The following is a 15,101-nucleotide window of genomic DNA, read 5'->3' as shown; positions in this document are numbered from 1 at the left end:
TTATGTGGTCAGAATATTCGCTGGAAGTGGTAGATGCTGTCGCACGTAACGGCAGTTTTAGCGGTGCAGCTCAGGAGTTGCACCGTGTTCCTTCTGCCGTCAGCTATACCGTAAGGCAACTGGAAGAGTGGCTGGCGGTTCCGCTGTTTGAACGACGTCACCGCGATGTGGAGTTAACTCCCGCTGGCGTCTGGTTTTTGAAAGAAGGACGTTCTGTTATCAAAAAAATGCAGGTCACCCGCCAACAGTGCCAGCAGATTGCCAATGGCTGGCGCGGGCAACTGGCGATTGCGGTGGACAACATTGTCAGGCCCGAACGCACGCGGCAGTTGATCGTCGATTTTTATCGTCACTTTAGCGATGTGGAGCTACAGGTTTACCAGGAAGTGTTTAACGGCGTCTGGGATGCGCTGGCCGACGGGCGTGTTGAACTGGCTATTGGCGCAACGCAAGCCATTCCTGTCGGCGGGCGCTATGCTTTTCGCGATATGGGTATGCTGAGCTGGAAATGTGTGGTTTCTCGCCGACACCCGCTGGCGGCGCTACCTGGCCCGTTAAGCGATGAGACGTTACGTAACTGGCCTTCGCTGATACAGGAAGATACGTCGCGCTCGTTACCGAAGCGTATTACCTGGCTACTGGATAATCAGAAACGGGTGATGGTGCCGGACTGGAAATCATCCGAAGCCTGTCTGTCAGCAGGGTTATGCGTGGGAATGGTCCCGGCGCATTTTGCCAGACCCTGGCTCGATCGTGGGGAGTGGGTGGCGCTGGAACTGGAAAATCCCTTCCCGGATGCCGCTTGTTGCCTGACGTGGCAGCAGAACGAGGCATCACCTGCACTGAACTGGCTTCTTGAGTACCTGGGGGACAGTGAAACGCTGAATCGGGAATGGCTGCGGGAGCCGGAATAAGGGCTCCCGCAAAAGGGGATTAACGGCGGTAATCGCGGAACGGACCATCGGCGACCGAGCGGCGCTCGATCAGGCGCGGATGCACTTCGATGGATTGCGACTCTTCGCGCTTATTCACAATACGGTCAAGCAGCATGGTAAATGCGGTTTCACCCAGCGAATCTTTCGGCTGGTGTATTGTGGTCAGTGATGGCGTGAAGAAGCGGGAGTTACGCACGTTGTCATAACCGATCACCGAAATATCCTGCGGGACGCGCAATCCCATTTCGTCCGCAGCGCACAGCGCACCCATGGCCATAATATCGCCGCCGCAGAAGACGGCCGTCGGGCGATGCGTCTGCGCAAGGATCTGCTGCATGGCGCGATAACCGGATTCGGGTTCAAAGTCGCCCTGAACGATCCAGTTTTCCGGTACGGAAATGGTGGCTTCTTCCATTGCTTTCATAAAACCGGCAAGACGACCCGCACCGGTGTTGCGCTCAAGCGGACCCGGGATCACACCGATATCGCGGTGACCGCGTTCGATCAGATAACGCCCGGCCATATAACCGCCTTCAAAGGCGTTATCAATCACCGTATCGGTAAAGTCGGCTTTGGCTTCGCCCCAGTCCATAACGACCATCGGGATATGGCGATACTCTTCCAGCATGCTCAGTAAGGATTCCGGATACTCGGAACACATGACCAGCAGGCCATCTACGCGCTTTTGCGCCATCATCGACAAATAAGCGCGCTGTTTTTCCAGGTTATTCCAGGCATTACCGAGGATCAGGGTATAGCCTTTCTGGAAGCATTTCTTCTCAACAGCCTCAATGATTTCGGCAAAATAGGCTGCTTCGCTGCTGGTGGCCAGCAGGCCAATCGATTTGGTGTGATTCACCTTCAGGCTGCGCGCCACGGCGCTCGGTGAATAATGCAGCTCTTTGATCGCCGCCCACACGGCATTGCGCGTCTCTTCGGCGACAAAACGTGTCTTGTTAATTACATGTGATACGGTTGTGGTGGAAACGTTTGCTCGCTTCGCTACGTCTTTGATCGTTGCCATCAGATGTCACTCCAGACCATATCTCAAGCTCCTGATAATACATAAGGTAAACGTTTGCCTTCAATCACCCTGTACCCATGATCGGGGGTGCGGTACGCCGGGAAAAAGACACTGGACGTCAGGAGGGGAGTCAATGGCCGGTACGCTAATAAATTTAGCGTCGAATTTTGTCTGATCTTGAGCAAAAGGGGAAGTGATAAAACGTCTGACGTGCTAATTCCTGCAAGATTTTTACGTTTATTTGTGCAAAAATGCGCTATCTCACTTTTTGTGTGGAAATTAAAACGGAGAAAATTGATGAGCACCGACCTGAAGTATTCACTGTTCACTACCGTCATCGTGCTGAGCCTGATCGTTTTCGGCGCCCTGACCGCTGCACTGCATTGATCCCGCGCGAGGGGGAACCGGTTTCTCCCTCCGTTTTCGTTTCCCCGCATTGTTATCAATTCTGCAATACTCTTTTGTCATTCCGCTAACGGCAGTTTTTTGTGATTGATGTCATACTTTTGACTTCTGCGACAGTGTCCCGAAGCGACACGGCTTTTCCGGAGTCAGTTTATGAAAATGAATTTCCCTTTGCTCGCCCTGGCGATTGGCGCCTTTGGCATCGGTACGACCGAGTTCTCCCCAATGGGATTACTGCCGGTGATTGCCCGCGGCGTTGACGTTTCTATCCCGGCGGCGGGGATGCTGATTAGCGCCTACGCTGTCGGCGTAATGGTCGGTGCACCGTTAATGACGTTGCTGCTTTCTCATCGTGGCAGACGCAACGCGCTGATTTTTTTGATGGCGATTTTTACGCTGGGTAACGTGTTGTCGGCGATTGCGCCGAATTACGCCACCCTGATGCTGGCGCGTATCGTAACCAGTCTCAATCACGGCGCATTCTTTGGCCTGGGATCGGTGGTTGCTGCAAGCGTTGTCGCCAAAGAAAAGCAAGCCAGCGCCGTCGCCACCATGTTTATGGGGCTAACCATCGCCAATATCGGCGGTGTGCCGGCTGCGACCTGGCTGGGTGAAACCATTGGCTGGCGCATGTCGTTTATGGCTACCGCAGCGCTGGGTATTGTGGCGATGTTGAGTCTGTTCTTCTCGCTGCCGAAAGGCGGCGCCGGGGAACGCCCGGAGGTGCGTAAAGAGCTGGCGGTGCTGATGCGCCCGCAGGTTTTGTCCGCGCTGCTGACCACGGTGCTGGGGGCAGGGGCGATGTTCACGCTCTATACCTATATTTCACCGGTTCTGCGAACCATTACCGATGCGACACCCGTCTTTATTACGGCAATGCTGGTACTGATTGGCGTTGGGTTCTCCATCGGCAACTATCTTGGCGGTAAACTGGCGGATCGGTCCGTGACCGGTACGCTTAAAGGCTTTTTGGTGCTGTTGATTGCCATCATGCTGGCTATCCCGTTTCTTGCACAGAGCGCGATCGGCGCGGCGGTCAGCATGGTGGTCTGGGGGGCAGCGACTTTCGCCGTGGTGCCGCCGTTGCAAATGCGGGTCATGCGTGTGGCGCATGAAGCTCCGGGCCTGTCCTCTTCCGTGAACATTGGCGCATTTAACCTGGGGAACGCATTGGGTGCCGCAGCCGGTGGGGCGGTGATATCCGGTGGTCTGGGTTATAGCTTTGTGCCGGTGATGGGGGCGATTATCGCGGGTCTTGGCCTGTTGGTGGTGCTCTTTTCGGGACGTGCTCAGCCAGAACGTGCCTGCGCAGCAGCAGAATAATAATCAGGAGGGGTTTCCCCCTCCTGGTGAGATTTATGCAGCGAGATTTTTCGCCACAAAGTCCCAGTTTACCAGCGCCCAGAAGTGCTCCAGATAGTTCGGACGGGCGTTACGGTAATCGATGTAATAGGCATGTTCCCAGACATCAACGGTCAGCAACGGCGTGGCATCCGTCGTCAGCGGTGTACCCGCGTTAGATGTTGACACAATTGCCAGTTCGCCATCCGCCTTCTTCACCAGCCACGTCCAGCCTGCACCAAAGTTTTTGACCGCCGCGTCGGTAAACTGTGCTTTGAATTCAGCGAAGCTACCGAAGGACTTCGCCATCGCCGAAGCCAGCGCGCCTGTCGGTTCGCCACCCGCGTTCGGGGCGAGACAGTGCCAGTAGAAGGTGTGGTTCCAGACCTGCGCGGCATTGTTAAACACGCCGCCTTCGCTGCTCTTAACAATGGCTTCGAGCGATTTACCTTCGAAGGCGGTGCCTTTGATCAGGTTATTGAGGTTGGTGACATAGGTCTGATGGTGCTTACCATAGTGGTAGTCCAGTGTTTCGGCCGAGATATGCGGCGCCAGGGCGTCTTTCGCATACGGTAATGCAGGTAATTCGAACGACATTGCTACTCTCCTTCATTATTTTAATACACCCAATAGCCCTACTGAGTGTGTGGATAGAGTAGCAAATAGAAAGGGGTGACAAAAGAGAGAGTTACCTGCCGCCGTGGCGACAGGTAACCGGATTAACGGATGGTTTTCGGTGTGACCACGCGGCGGGCGCCGACGTAGTGACGCTGCCAGTAATCTTCACTCAGCGAGGTCACCTGAATATCCTGACCGCTGCGCGGTGACTGGATAAACTTGCCGTTCCCCACGTAAACGCCAACGTGGTCCGCTGTGCCGCGACCCTGGGTGCGGAAGAAGACCAAATCGCCGCTTTCCAGTTCTGCGACATTCACCGGCGAGGCATCACGCAGGTGATACATCTCATTTGCCGTACGGGGAATGCGGAATTTCACCAAATCTTTATAGGCGTAATAGACCAGCCCGCTGCAGTCGAAACCGGTATTAGGCGAGGTGCCGCCCCAGTGGTACGGCTTGCCAATCTGATTCATCAGCTTGGACATGGCGGTTTTCTGCGCTTTTTGGATCCGGACTTTGTGCACATCGGCAAGCGCGGCCGATTTGGTGCTTTTGACTTTAACGCAGTGTGGCTTGTGGCCTTTGCGCGGCGTACATTTTTCGGTCCAGGTGACAGCTGCGGTTTTGGTCTGGCTGGATTTATTACGACGCGTAGAGAGTTGGCTGGCTTTGCTGCTGGTGGTGACTTTCTTCGTTGCCGGAGCTTTTTTGGTCTCCGTCGTTTTTTTATTCGTTGTTTTGGTTTCTGCGTTGCGACTGTTTTTCTTTGATGTCTTTTGCGATGTGGTTTTTTTCTTACGTTCGGATGCTTTCGCCAGATGCGATTTTTGCACGGCCGACGCTCGCGCCTGTTCAGAGGCGTTAGCCAATGGCGTGAAAGAAAGCGTGGTGAACAACAAAGCACAGAGCGTGATCGAAGATTTTGGTATTCGCGCCACTGAGCAATCCCCTGTTAGAGCAGGCATTTAACAATGCGTGCGTATGATTTCAAAACCCGTCGATTCTAATCCATAAAAAGCACAAAAGTTAAGAGTGTTTTTGCATCTATAGCTGCGTTTCGTTAGCAAGCGCAAAAAAAAGCAGCAAAACGTTTCTATGGCGGTTAAGAGTTAAGCAACAGGCGAAATCCGAATTGTGTTAAGTCACATTTTGGAGGCAACTTTTCAGGCATGGGCGTAAAATCATCACCAGTGAACAAAATGTTATTTTCTGTTGGCTGCCTGAACCGTTACAATGTCCACCATCTGCCGTAGAAGTTGAAGGAAGCAAGACAATGAGCACGACACTTGAAAAAATCCAGCGCCAGATCGCTGAAAACCCGATTCTGCTGTACATGAAAGGCTCTCCGAAGCTGCCAAGCTGCGGCTTCTCCGCTCAGGCTGTGCAGGCGCTGTCTGCCTGTGGTGAACGTTTCGCGTATGTTGATATTCTGCAGAACCCGGATATCCGCGCAGAACTGCCGAAATATGCTAACTGGCCAACCTTCCCGCAACTGTGGGTGGATGGCGAACTGGTTGGCGGCTGCGACATCCTGATTGAGATGTATCAACGCGGTGAGTTGCAGACGCTGATCAAAGAAGCTGCCGCTAAACACAAGGGCGAGCAGGGCGCGGAGTAAGCCGCACGCGGTTCACGTTGCTAAAAGGGTTCATGTTCCGGCATGAACCCTTTTTTACGGTCAGAAGGTATAGATTAGCCCTGCGGTGGTTAGCATATTATAGCTTTCAATACCGCCACCATTTTTATAATCTGCGCTTATATTTTGGCTGTAATTATTAACATTGACGTCAGTCTTCTTATTTGCCACCCGATTCCAGGTGCCTTCAATATAGAGCTTCATATTCTCTGTGACGTAATAACCCATGCTGGCAGCAAGTGAAAAGAAGTTCTGTTCTTTTGTTTTATCAATAAACGTCAGGTCTCTGAGATAATGCTCATCATTTCCGGTGGTTCGTGCCCAGGCGCTGTATTTCAATGTCCCGGAAAGTTCAATATCGTTATAACGATAGCTTCCGGTCAGACCGACATAGGGGATCTGATAGTGTTGCTTATAGCCAATATTGATTTCGTTGGGATCAAAGGAGCCGGTATTGGCACCATTATTATAGCTGTAGCTTCCACCTTTACCGTGAAAGCTGATGCGGTTCTCCTGGTACCCCGCCATTAATCCCAGACGCCATCCGGGGGTGTTAAACATCCAGCCTTTCACATTCACATCAAAGTGATTGGAAAAGTTGAGCTGCGTATCAGGGTGCGAGCTGCGATCGGTCCACGAATTCTGCGCAGCGTTTTGCCAGTCGTAATCATTCATATGACTGTTTCCGCTGGAAAATGTTGACCAACCTGATACGCCTAAGGAGAACCACCGCATGGCGTTCCATTCCAGAGAGCCCTGAACAACAGCAGCATTGCGGTAACGCCAGTCGAGTTGGCTGAGTTTTCGCCCCCCTTGATCGGGCGCATAAACCCTTTCATGGGTCAGGCCGCCCAGGGTACCCACGGTAATCCCGGCAGAAACCTGATCCCGGTTAAACATGCGATCTTGCATTTCGGCCGCAGCCGGAAAAGCCATAGGGATAAAAAACAGAACAAGAATAATATTGAACTTGTGCATTATTTCACCTTCATCAAAATGTATTAGCGGGTCCTTCTATGCTCACCTTGAAATAAATTAAAAATAACCCAGCATCTACGTGATGGATTAATTCATTCATGATTAATATATGTATTTCTCACAGCATTCAGGTGCGCCAAAATATCATCGGCTGTCTTAATGATATTTTTATGCCGTTAAGTGAAATGAGAGAGTTAATCTGCTAAAGGTGAATAGCGAGTTTTTTCACGAAGCTTGCGCAGGCTTTTGTGGCGTTTTTGTCTGTTAATAATGGTTAGGTTGGCAGAAAAAGAATATGAAGGGGAATTTAAGAAAACGATATGTGTTTATCTAATTTCGATTAACTGTGTTAATAACCGGTCACTGAATGCAACCGGCATAGAATATTTCTGGTATTTATGGTTGAGGATCTTCAGCCAGCGGTAATGGCCAACCGCCAAGACGTTTCCAGCGATTGACTATTTCACAAAACAGCAGAGCGGTTTGGGCGGTGTCATACAGTGCGGAGTGCGCCTGTGTGGCGTCAAAGGCAATGCTCGCAGCGGCACAGGCTTTAGAGAGTACCGTCTGGCCCAGCGCCAGCCCACTCAGTGATGCGGTGTCGAAAGTGACAAAAGGATGGAACGGGTTGCGTTTTAATGATGCGCGCTCGGCAGCGGCCATCATAAAGCTATGATCGAAAGTGGCATTATGGGCAACCATAATCGCGCGGTTACATCCCTGGTCTTTAATGCCCTTGCGCACCATTTTGAAAATCGCGTGCAGCGCATCGTGTTCGCTCACCGCACCGCGCAGCGGGTTAGTCGGATCGATGCCGTTAAACGCCAGCGCTTCCGGCTGCAGGTTCGCCCCTTCAAATGGCTCAACATGGAAATGCAGCGTACTGTCAGGCATCAACCAGCCTTGTTCGTCCATTTTCAGGGTAATGGCGGCCACTTCCAGCAGCGCGTCGGTTTTGGCGTTAAACCCTGCGGTTTCAACATCAATCACAACAGGATAGAAACCGCGAAAACGGTCGCACAGACCAGCAAGTTGAGCGTTATCGGACATCAGGATCTCTTGAGACGGAAAAAGGGCAGCGCATTATGGCAAATTTTACGAAGGGATGTAAAACAGCGGGCGCAAAGCGCGCCCGATAGCATTAATTGCCTAAACCGTGGCCGGCATCTTTCTCTTCGATCAGCTCGATTTTGTATCCATCCGGATCTTCAACAAAGGCGATAACCGTGGTGCCGCCTTTGACCGGGCCCGCTTCACGGGTCACGTTGCCGCCGTTTTTGCGGATCGCTTCACAGGCTTCTGCGGCGTTGGGCACGCTCAGGGCAATGTGGCCATAGGCTGTACCCAGCTCATAGCTGTCCACGCCCCAGTTGTAGGTCAGCTCAATCACGGCTTCTTCGGTTTCCGGGCCGTAACCCACAAACGCCAGCGAGTATTTGTATTCCGGGTTTTCACTGGTACGCAGTAACTTCATGCCCAGCACTTTGGTGTAGAAATCGATGGAGCGTTGCAGGTCGCCGACGCGCAGCATGGTGTGAAGTAAGCGCATAATGTCCTCTTTTTAAATGATTTACCGTTCCGGTCAGAAACACTGTTTTAGTATAGCGGCGGAAAGCCGCCGCTATCAATGAACAATCAGAGGATCACAGCGCGGGGTAATCGGTGTAGCCTTCTGCGCCACCGCCATAGAACGTTTCCGGGTGTTGCGGGTTCAGTTCTGCTTTCAATTGCAGGCGTTTCACCAGATCAGGGTTGGCGATGTAAGCGCGACCAAAGGCGACCGCATCAATCAGACCTTTTCCGATCAGGTCTTCGGCTTTCTCTACGGTGTAAGCGCCAGCGCCGATGATTGGGCCATGGAAGCGCGCACGTACTTTTTCGCGAAATGCGTCCGTATAAGGCTCACCGCCTGCCCAGTCTGGCTCGGACATATGCAGGTAGGCGATACCGCGTTTACCCAATTCTTCAATCAGATACAGCGCATCGGCTTCTTCGTTCGGGCCATTGTCGGTGTTCTGGAAGGAACCAATAGGCGAGACGCGGATACCAATCCTGTCAGCGCTCCACTCTTTGCTCACCGCATCCACCACTTCCAACACCAGGCGGGCGCGATTTTCCACGCTGCCGCCGTACTGATCTGTGCGGTGGTTTGCGGAAGGCGACAGGAACTGGTGCAGCAAATAACCATGAGCGGAATGCAGTTCTACAAGGTCAAAACCGGCTTCACGGGCGTTGGCCACAGCCTGACGGAAGTCGTCAACGATCCCCGGGATTTCACGGGTTTCCAGTGCGCGCGGCATCGACGTATCTTCACGTGTGGCGTTGCCGTTGGCATCGCGCAGCGAAGTGCGCGTCCCGGCGCTGATGGCCGATGGTGCAACTGGCGCTTGTCCGCCAGGTTGCAAACTGGTGTGAGAGATACGGCCGGTGTGCCACAGTTGTACGGCGATACGGCCGTTGTCTCCGTGCACGGCGTCCGTGATTTTTTTCCACGCAGCGATTTGCTCTGCGCTATGCAGACCCGGTGCGCCGGCATAGCCTTTTGCCTGAGCAGAAATTTGTGTCGCTTCGCTGATGATCAGCCCGGAACTGGCGCGCTGGCGATAATACTCCGCCATCAGCGGAGTGGGGATATCGCCGGGTTCGATGCTGCGCAAGCGCGTCAGCGGCGCCATCAAAACACGGTTCGGTGCGGTAATTGCGCCCACTTTCAGCGGCGTGAATAACTTACTGGACATAACAACTCCTGAATAGACCGGTCGACTAGTGAAAGGTGAAATAAAAACGCCCGAGTAGCTAAGGCGTCGCAATAATGGTTTTCGCATGCGCCAGCGCACTTTCCAGCGGCAGGGCGCTACGGGAAATCTTCGCCTGCAGGTTCGCACCCAGCCAGAGCGAGTACAAAACTTGCGCCTGTGTTAATGCCTCACCGGCAAAGGTCAGACTTCGCTCTGCACGGCCTTTTTCCAGCGCTTCGCTGAGCAGAACGATGATACGGCTTGCGCCTTTATCCATCGCTGTGCGCATATCTTCTGACAGATCGCACACCTCAGCAGAGAGCTTCACCGTCAGGCAGCCGCTAATAATGCCCTGCTGACAAAACTGATTGAGCGTTTCCTGGTAATAGGCCAGCAGCCTGTCGCGGTAGTTTCCGGGACCGCTGGCGAAATGGGTGATCAACCGCTGGTGATAACCCGCATAATGTCGCTCAAGCAAAGCCACACCGAACGCCTCTTTGGAGCGAAAATAGTGATAGAAAGAGCCTTTCGGCACTTCCGCTGTTTTCAGTAACTCGCTCAGGCCCATTCCGGTAAACCCGCGATGCATGCAGAGCAGCTCGCCGGTAGCCAGTAAATGTTCGCGTGTATCGTGTTCGGTGTGTCTGTTCATGGCGACAATGTACTAGACCGATTGGTCTGTTGCAAGTGGCAAACAATGCGCTTTTCGGGTTGCGCGTTGCCGGTATGCAGTCTTCAATAGTAGAGATAACGCGTGTATTGCAGGAGACGACAGTGCCAGAACAACTGGAGTTTTTCCCTATCCAGAGCCCGTGCCGCGGCATCTGCCAGTCGGATGAAAAAGGCTATTGCCGCGGCTGCATGCGCAGCCGGGATGAGCGATTCAACTGGCAACAAATGACCGATACACAAAAGCAGGAGGTTCTGCGACTGTGTCATCAACGCTTTCTGCGCAAAATGCGTGCGAACAAATCCCTTCCGGCAGAAGAACCACAGCAACCTTCACTGTTTTGACCCCTTGAATGCGTATAATCAACGGAAATTACCTTTGAGGAAACCGTTATGGTTCAACGTATTGCCCTTGCGCCGCAAGGTCCGGAGTTCTCCCGTTTTGTCATGGGCTACTGGCGTTTAATGGAGTGGCAGTTTACTCCCCAGCAGCTGGCGAGCTTTATTGAATCCCACCTCGATTTAGGGGTAACCACCGTTGATCACGCCGATATCTACGGCGGTTATCAATGTGAAGCGGCATTTGGCGAAGCCTTGAAACTCGCGCCGCACTTACGCTCGCGAATGGAGATTGTCAGCAAGTGCGGTATTGCCACCACGGCAAAACCGGAACATGTGATTGGTCATTATATTACCGATCGCGACCACATTATTCGTAGCGCCGAACAGTCGCTGGTGAACCTCGCCACGGATTATCTCGACTTGCTGCTGATTCATCGCCCGGATCCGTTGATGGATGCCGATGAGGTTGCGGAAGCATTTTTGACGCTGCATCAAAGTGGGAAAGTTCGCCATTTTGGTGTTTCCAACTTTACTCCTGCGCAATTTGCGCTGCTGCAATCACGTCTGCCGTTTACCCTTGCCACCAACCAGGTGGAACTTTCTCCGGTGCATCAGCCGCTGTTGCTGGACGGCACCCTTGATCAATTGCAACAACTGCGCATCCGCCCTATGGCCTGGTCTTGCCTGGGCGGTGGACGCTTGTTCAACGATCCGGAATGCCAGACGTTGCGGGATGTCCTGGCGACGGTGGCGCAGGAGCTGAATGCCGAAACCATCGAACAGGTGGTTTATGCCTGGGTGATGCGTCTGCCGTCACAACCGTTACCGATTATCGGCTCCGGTAAAATTGAGCGCGTACGTTCTGCGCTGGGGGCTGAGAGGCTGCAGATGACCCGCCAGCAGTGGTTCCGCATCCGCAAAGCCGCGCTGGGCTTTGATGTGCCGTGATGGCTGAAACGGCGACTTTCCGGTGAAATCTTTTACCCTGGTTTAGACTTACAGGGTAAAAGTGAATCAAAGGAGGTCATATGAAGCGTTTTAGTCTGGCCATGTTGGCGTTGTTAGTCTGCGCAGGCGCGCAGGCTGCCAGTGAAGAAGTGAATATGCATCTCGTCACTGCCCAGGGCATCGGGCAATCTATCGGCACGGTGAAGATCAGCGAAACGGACAAAGGCCTGGAATTCGCCCCGAATCTGAAAGCGTTGCCGCCCGGCGAGCATGGTTTTCATGTCCACGCCAAAGGCAGCTGTGAACCTGCGGCAAAAGAGGGGAAACCTTCCGCTGCGGAAGCGGCAGGCGGTCACCTTGACCCTCACCATACCGGCAAGCATGAAGGACCGGAAGGCGCCGGGCATTTAGGGGATCTCCCGGTGCTGGTGGTGAATAATGACGGTAAAGCTACACAGGCGGTGGTGGCGCCGCGGCTGAAAAAACTCTCTGACGTGAAGGACAAAGCCCTGATGGTGCATGTTGGCGGCGATAATATGTCCGATCAACCGAAACCGTTGGGCGGCGGCGGAGCGCGTTATGCCTGCGGGGTGATCAAGTAAGCGTCCCGATGGCCGGAGCCTGCTCCAGCTGCGACAGTGCGCAATACAAGCGCCAGATAACGGAAGCCAGTTCGCGTGCTGCGGGCTGGTGGTGCGCGCCAAGTGCGGTGCAAATCCGTTGCAGCTCTGCCAGCGTGGCGGACAGCGTTCGTTGTTGAACGCCACGCTCACTCATCACATCATTCAGCAATGCAATGCAGCGATCCCGTACCCGGGTCAGCGGATCGGAACGGCTTTCCCAATCGCGCAATTGCCACACCACATGCGAGCAGTTCAGCAACACCACGCCCCAGCGTAATAACCAGCGTCGCGCCAGCGCATCCTGACTGTTGCTGAGCCGACTGATATGGTGATACACCACCGACTCGAATTCATGCTCATTCAGATGCGGCCTTCCACTAAGCTGGTCGACAAAGTTTCGCCGTAACGCACGAATCTGGCGGCGGCTCTTGCGGGCATCCGAGCCCGGGCGCAACACGGCAAATGCCAGCCACGCCAGGGCAACGCCGAGGATCTTCGCCAGAACGTCGTTTAAAAAATCGGCAAAGTCGTATACCGGTGGATTGGTGACGGCGATGAACGATCCCATAAAGACGATCAACTGCCCCCATAATCCGGCCCGTTTTGGCATCTGTAATTTCAGCAGTTGCATTGTGGTCAGCAAGGGGAACAGAAACAGCAAAAAGGACCACAACTCGCTGATTTGCACCATCAGGCCAAATTTCACCACAAAACTGAACAGCGAGAGCAGCAATAAGGTGCGTAACAGCAGCGTCAGCGAGTTAAAAGGCGCAGGTGAAACGGAGTAAAGTACGCAACTGATGGCCGCCAACGTCAACGCCGCAGAGCCGTATTCCCACTGGGTGGTAATGCTCCATGCGCCAACCAGACCGAGGGCGAAAAACGTCCGTACTCCGCTCAGCAACGCCTCGACATTATCCGTGTAACGCATCAGCCCGGGGCTGCGCGGCGGGGTATAGACGCTGATGGGGGACGCATTCTCCACACGGGCCAACCAGCGGCTACTGAGCAGGTACAGACGGCAAAAATAGCGTAATCGTAACCAGAATGCCCGGTGGCGGTAATCAGCCGTAGCGGTGGGGGCAAGAGGGGCAATAATACGCGCCACGGTCAGTGCATCGGTTTGCGGATGGGCTAGCGCAGCCAGCAGTTGCTCCAGCACCGGGCGCAAGTGACCGGGGGCATCGGGCCAGTTTAACAGCATTCTGCGCAGGCTGGAGATCACACTGGTCATACGGAGTTGCTGGTGCAATAACCAGGTCATCAACGTATTTTGTCGACGAAAGCGGTAATGACTCCAGAACGCCTGAATACGCAGCAAGTTGGTGGTGAGGATTTGCCCTATCACGCTTTCGTGGGCACTACGAATCGCCTCGGTGGTTTCCGGTTGCCAGAGCAGGCTGGCATGTTCCAGCAGGCGGGCATGCATTTTCTTCAACGCCATGAGCAGTGCGGGCCCATCGGCAGTACCGGGGAGGATCATCATCATCATGCCGCCGCACAGGATCCCCAGCATCACTTCGCAAACGCGCGCCTGCGCGATGTTCCACAGTTCGGTAATGTCGGTAATATTGACCATCGCAAACGCGATGATTGCCGCCGTATAACCCGCCAGTTGAAAAGCATAGGCGACATTATTGGCAAACTGCGCGCAGACCCAGGTGCAAAGCGCAATCCAGCCGGACATGGCAAACAGAAACAACCACGGATCGTTCAGCGTCTGACCAGCAATCATGAGCGCAGCGCACGCGCCGAGCAGGCTACCGGCAATACGCCCAAGACTTTTGCTGATCACGCCGCCGACGGTTGGAAAGCTGACTACGGCGGCGGAGGTCATGGCCCAATAGGGCTCATCAAGATCAAGATAGTAGGCCACCGTCAGCGCCAGACACATAGCGATACCGTTGCGCAGCGCGTAGCGCCACTGACCTGTTGTGGCTTTTACCCACGGGAGGTTGTGCCAGAGCGCGAAGGGGGATTTCATCAGGGAACGCCTATCGACACGGTGCAGGTGGTGCCGGAAACCAGCGTCAGGTCATCGGGTAGCGTATCGAAACGAATGCGTACAGGTACGCGCTGCGCCAGCCGCACCCAGGGCACGTTGGGCTTAATGTCCGGCACCAGCCCGCTATCGGTTTCGATGCTCTGATCGTAAATGGCACGGCCGATACTCTCGACGTGACCCTGTAACGTAACATTGCCGCTATAAAGCACGATTTTTGTCGGTGCGTCGGTGCGGATATGGCGCAGTTTGGTCTCTTCAAAATACCCCACCACATAAAATGAGTGGCTATCCACCAGCGCAAATACCGGTTGCCCGGCGGTAGCGTAGTTGCCGTTGCGTGTGGTCAGATTGGTGACCCAGCCATCGACCGGTGCTTTGACCGTGGTCTGCGTCAACTGCCATTTTGCCTGCGCGAGTTGTGCTTCGGCGGCAGCGACGCTCGCTTGCGCCGCTTTTACACTAATATTGGCAGTATCGAGATCTTCCGCAGAGATGTAGTTTTGCGAGAGGTGGCGGCGACGGTTGGCTTCGTTATTGGCTTTTGCCTGCTCCGTTTGCGCTTTTGCCAGCTGGGCTTCGGCATTCAGTACCGCAATGTGGTATGGCGTTTCGTCGATGCGAAAGAGCGTGTCGCCCGCTTTTACGGGCTGATTATCGTGAACGTTGAGTTCCGTAATACTGCCGGAAACCTGGGGCGTGATGCTGACCTGTTCAGCGCGCACTTTGCCGTCCCGGGTCCATGGCGACTGCATGTAGTAATTCCACATCCACCAGGCGGCGACAATCGCCACGGCGAGCACCAGTAAGGTGGAAAAATATTTTAGCGATTTCAGACTCAT

At 54.0% G+C, this 15,101-nt stretch carries 16 protein-coding genes and 1 pseudogene; 7 read left to right on the top strand and 10 right to left on the bottom strand.

The genetic code is table 11. The features are described 5' to 3' along the window. Positions 1-2 precede the first annotated feature (2 nt). Positions 3-937 (top strand): annotated as a pseudogene (gene punR / locus ACQ3G7_RS14150) (DNA-binding transcriptional activator PunR). On the opposite strand, the gene purR reads toward punR, so the two are convergent. Beyond that, positions 934-1,959, bottom strand: coding sequence for an HTH-type transcriptional repressor PurR (gene purR / locus ACQ3G7_RS14145; protein ID WP_134318267.1), 1,026 nt, complete (start codon positions 1,957-1,959; stop codon positions 934-936). The pseudogene punR and the gene purR overlap by 4 nt on opposite strands. A 297-nt stretch (positions 1,960-2,256) precedes the next feature. Between purR and cydH the strand changes: the two genes are divergently transcribed. Together cydH and ACQ3G7_RS14135 are read left to right on the top strand one after the other, a co-directional pair. Continuing rightward, positions 2,257-2,346 (top strand): cytochrome bd-I oxidase subunit CydH, encoded by a 90-nt coding sequence (gene cydH, locus ACQ3G7_RS14140; RefSeq protein ID WP_094192965.1) that lies wholly within the window; start codon positions 2,257-2,259, stop codon positions 2,344-2,346. A 171-nt stretch (positions 2,347-2,517) separates the two neighbouring features. Then, entirely contained in the window at positions 2,518-3,687 is a 1,170-nt protein-coding gene (locus tag ACQ3G7_RS14135) for an MFS transporter (protein ID WP_430890286.1), read from the top strand. A gap of 33 nt (positions 3,688-3,720) precedes the next feature. Here ACQ3G7_RS14135 and sodB read toward each other — a convergent pair whose 3' ends face one another. After that, positions 3,721-4,302: a superoxide dismutase [Fe] gene (sodB, locus tag ACQ3G7_RS14130; RefSeq protein ID WP_430890285.1), complete on the bottom strand. Its 582-nt coding sequence runs from the start codon at positions 4,300-4,302 to the stop codon at positions 3,721-3,723. A 122-nt stretch (positions 4,303-4,424) separates the two neighbouring features. Then, on the bottom strand, positions 4,425-5,261 hold the full coding sequence (locus ACQ3G7_RS14125) for a C40 family peptidase (RefSeq protein WP_430890284.1): 837 nt from the start codon (positions 5,259-5,261) through the stop codon (positions 4,425-4,427). 335 nt (positions 5,262-5,596) lie between these two features. Here ACQ3G7_RS14125 and ACQ3G7_RS14120 point away from each other — a divergent pair, with 335 nt between their 5' ends. Continuing rightward, positions 5,597-5,941 carry a Grx4 family monothiol glutaredoxin gene (locus tag ACQ3G7_RS14120; RefSeq protein ID WP_263096934.1) on the top strand — a complete coding sequence of 115 codons (345 nt, stop codon included), beginning with the start codon at positions 5,597-5,599 and terminating at the stop codon, positions 5,939-5,941. Positions 5,942-6,001: 60 nt separating this feature from the next. Here ACQ3G7_RS14120 and ACQ3G7_RS14115 read toward each other — a convergent pair whose 3' ends face one another. From ACQ3G7_RS14115 to ACQ3G7_RS14095, 5 genes are all read right to left on the bottom strand, one after another. Continuing rightward, a complete protein-coding gene (locus tag ACQ3G7_RS14115) occupies positions 6,002-6,937 on the bottom strand; it encodes an omptin family outer membrane protease (protein ID WP_430890283.1) in 936 nt (311 codons plus the stop codon). A 396-nt stretch (positions 6,938-7,333) separates the two neighbouring features. Beyond that, positions 7,334-7,987, bottom strand: coding sequence for a ribonuclease T (gene rnt, locus ACQ3G7_RS14110; protein WP_430890282.1), 654 nt, complete (start codon positions 7,985-7,987; stop codon positions 7,334-7,336). Between the two features lie 91 nt (positions 7,988-8,078). Then, complete coding sequence (gene gloA, locus ACQ3G7_RS14105) at positions 8,079-8,486, bottom strand: lactoylglutathione lyase (RefSeq protein WP_430890281.1); 408 nt, start codon at positions 8,484-8,486, stop codon at positions 8,079-8,081. A gap of 94 nt (positions 8,487-8,580) precedes the next feature. Beyond that, positions 8,581-9,675 (bottom strand): alkene reductase, encoded by a 1,095-nt coding sequence (locus tag ACQ3G7_RS14100; RefSeq protein WP_263096929.1) that lies wholly within the window; start codon positions 9,673-9,675, stop codon positions 8,581-8,583. A gap of 58 nt (positions 9,676-9,733) precedes the next feature. Then, entirely contained in the window at positions 9,734-10,327 is a 594-nt protein-coding gene (locus ACQ3G7_RS14095; RefSeq protein ID WP_263096927.1) for a TetR/AcrR family transcriptional regulator, read from the bottom strand. A gap of 122 nt (positions 10,328-10,449) precedes the next feature. Between ACQ3G7_RS14095 and ACQ3G7_RS14090 the strand changes: the two genes are divergently transcribed. The 3 genes from ACQ3G7_RS14090 to sodC all read left to right on the top strand — a co-directional run bounded on the left by ACQ3G7_RS14090 (position 10,450) and on the right by sodC (position 12,236). Then, positions 10,450-10,689: a DUF1289 domain-containing protein gene (locus tag ACQ3G7_RS14090; RefSeq protein WP_263096925.1), complete on the top strand. Its 240-nt coding sequence runs from the start codon at positions 10,450-10,452 to the stop codon at positions 10,687-10,689. Positions 10,690-10,737: 48 nt separating this feature from the next. Beyond that, positions 10,738-11,634: an aldo/keto reductase gene (locus ACQ3G7_RS14085; protein WP_263096924.1), complete on the top strand. Its 897-nt coding sequence runs from the start codon at positions 10,738-10,740 to the stop codon at positions 11,632-11,634. A gap of 80 nt (positions 11,635-11,714) precedes the next feature. Continuing rightward, the gene (sodC, locus tag ACQ3G7_RS14080) at positions 11,715-12,236 is read left to right on the top strand and encodes a superoxide dismutase [Cu-Zn] SodC (RefSeq protein WP_430890280.1); all 522 of its coding nucleotides are present in this window, start codon (positions 11,715-11,717) and stop codon (positions 12,234-12,236) included. Here the strand turns inward: sodC and ACQ3G7_RS14075 are convergent. Then, positions 12,229-14,241, bottom strand: a complete 2,013-nt coding sequence (locus tag ACQ3G7_RS14075) for an FUSC family protein (protein WP_430890279.1) — start codon at positions 14,239-14,241, stop codon at positions 12,229-12,231. The genes sodC and ACQ3G7_RS14075 overlap by 8 nt on opposite strands. Continuing rightward, complete coding sequence (locus ACQ3G7_RS14070) at positions 14,241-15,101, bottom strand: efflux RND transporter periplasmic adaptor subunit (RefSeq protein WP_430890278.1); 861 nt, start codon at positions 15,099-15,101, stop codon at positions 14,241-14,243. The genes ACQ3G7_RS14075 and ACQ3G7_RS14070 overlap by 1 nt, the downstream gene beginning before the upstream one ends.

It is taken from the genome of Kosakonia sp. N21, from assembly GCF_050587465.1.
Taxonomy (GTDB): domain Bacteria; phylum Pseudomonadota; class Gammaproteobacteria; order Enterobacterales; family Enterobacteriaceae.
This window is presented reverse-complemented; position numbering and strand designations above follow the sequence as displayed.

Coding starts and splice junctions, on each gene's coding strand:
- gloA (WP_430890281.1), bottom strand. CDS start 8,486: ATGCGCTTACTTCACACCATGCTGCGCGTCGGCGACCTGCAACGCTCC.
- ACQ3G7_RS14120 (WP_263096934.1), top strand. CDS start 5,597: ATGAGCACGACACTTGAAAAAATCCAGCGCCAGATCGCTGAAAACCCG.
- cydH (WP_094192965.1), top strand. CDS start 2,257: ATGAGCACCGACCTGAAGTATTCACTGTTCACTACCGTCATCGTGCTG.
- ACQ3G7_RS14085 (WP_263096924.1), top strand. CDS start 10,738: ATGGTTCAACGTATTGCCCTTGCGCCGCAAGGTCCGGAGTTCTCCCGT.
- ACQ3G7_RS14070 (WP_430890278.1), bottom strand. CDS start 15,101: ATGAGTCTGAAATCGCTAAAATATTTTTCCACCTTACTGGTGCTCGCC.
- sodC (WP_430890280.1), top strand. CDS start 11,715: ATGAAGCGTTTTAGTCTGGCCATGTTGGCGTTGTTAGTCTGCGCAGGC.
- rnt (WP_430890282.1), bottom strand. CDS start 7,987: ATGTCCGATAACGCTCAACTTGCTGGTCTGTGCGACCGTTTTCGCGGT.
- ACQ3G7_RS14135 (WP_430890286.1), top strand. CDS start 2,518: ATGAAAATGAATTTCCCTTTGCTCGCCCTGGCGATTGGCGCCTTTGGC.
- purR (WP_134318267.1), bottom strand. CDS start 1,959: ATGGCAACGATCAAAGACGTAGCGAAGCGAGCAAACGTTTCCACCACA.
- ACQ3G7_RS14115 (WP_430890283.1), bottom strand. CDS start 6,937: ATGCACAAGTTCAATATTATTCTTGTTCTGTTTTTTATCCCTATGGCT.
- sodB (WP_430890285.1), bottom strand. CDS start 4,302: ATGTCGTTCGAATTACCTGCATTACCGTATGCGAAAGACGCCCTGGCG.
- ACQ3G7_RS14095 (WP_263096927.1), bottom strand. CDS start 10,327: ATGAACAGACACACCGAACACGATACACGCGAACATTTACTGGCTACC.
- ACQ3G7_RS14100 (WP_263096929.1), bottom strand. CDS start 9,675: ATGTCCAGTAAGTTATTCACGCCGCTGAAAGTGGGCGCAATTACCGCA.
- ACQ3G7_RS14075 (WP_430890279.1), bottom strand. CDS start 14,241: ATGAAATCCCCCTTCGCGCTCTGGCACAACCTCCCGTGGGTAAAAGCC.